This window comes from Streptomyces sp. NPDC048473 (assembly GCF_043200155.1).
Classification (GTDB): Bacteria; Actinomycetota; Actinomycetes; order Streptomycetales; family Streptomycetaceae; genus Streptomyces.
Genome location: NZ_JBICXE010000200.1, coordinates 1 through 1,182 on the forward strand (window position 1 = coordinate 1; position 1,182 = coordinate 1,182).

Annotated in this window: 1 protein-coding gene; it reads left to right on the plus strand. The window is 66.9% G+C overall.

What is annotated here, in order from left to right; all coding sequences use genetic code 11:
* Positions 1 to 212 precede the first annotated feature (212 nt).
* Positions 213 to 839, plus strand: a complete 627-nt coding sequence (locus ACGFU7_RS48225; RefSeq protein ID WP_393705179.1) for a hypothetical protein — start codon at positions 213 to 215, stop codon at positions 837 to 839.
* Positions 840 to 1,182 lie beyond the last annotated feature (343 nt).

Genomic DNA, 1,182 nt, shown 5'->3' on the forward strand with positions numbered 1-1,182 from the left:
ATCGACCAGCCCCCATAACCCCTGGCGGCATAGCGCGACCGCCGGCTCTGCACCGTGCGAAGACTCACCCCCAGCTCTTCTGCCTTCGCCTGGGCCCGCTCCACCACCAGTTCGTGCGACCACAGCAGGTGGAACAGCACCGGCAGCACCGCCACCGGCTAGACCAGAAGGGCATTGAAGGACTGTCATACCCGTGTCCTATCGTCGCCCACATGGCCAACAACTCCGCACCCGAACGCCTCTCCTTCGCAGAGGCCGACACTCGCCTTGTGCAGGCTCTCTCCGCCTCCTTCGAGCGCTACTACGACAATGTCCTGCTCTTCGACGGCGATCTGGTACTGGAGGGGGGCTTCCTCGATGCCGTCGCCGGGATCGGGAGTCTGGACGACGTGGACCTGGTGGTGATCACCGGCGATCTGACGGTGTCCGGCCCGATCGCGCTCTACGAGTCTCTGCCGGGGCTCTACGTCGGCGGTACCACCCGGGCCGAGACCCTGGAGGGCGGCGACTGCGAAATCTACATCCGGGACGGCACCTTCACCCATCTGGTCTACGGCGACTACAACAACGGCATCCTGGAGACCCGCACCGTAGAGACCCCATGGGTCATCAACTACGACCACGATCTCCGCGTTTCCGCCCCCGGCGCTCGCCTGGTGGACAATTATGGCGACGATGACGACGCGGACTTCGGCAGCGAGAACATCGTGGAGTCGTTCGTCGCCGAGGTCGTCGACCCGGAAGACGAAAGCATCGATGTGCCGGAGTTCCTGGAACGGCTGCGGGCCGGACTGCCGGTGCTGCGCCCGGGGGCAGGTGGTGCGGCCGCCAGGGCGTGAGGAGGGTGGGCCCCCGGCCGGGTGCTTGGGTTCTAGCGGTGGTTTGTTAAGCCGGGGAGTAGAGGTCAAGTGGGTGGCCTGCGCCGACGGCGTTGATCAGGGCTTGAAGTTCGGGTGGCGGGGGTGCGTTGCTCCAGGCTCGCCAGCAGCGTTGGAGGGTGGTCCAGGGGTCGAGCCAGGCCGGACGGCGCGAATCGCCTGCGGCCAGCTTGCTGGCTGGGGCTGGTGGGGTTTGCATGGGCCCCCTATCAGCCGGTTCGGCCGGTGTGGCAGCCGGCGGGGCCGCTGGGGCGACGATGGGTTCCGGGTCCGGAGGCTGAGTGAACCAGGTGTCCCAGCAGAA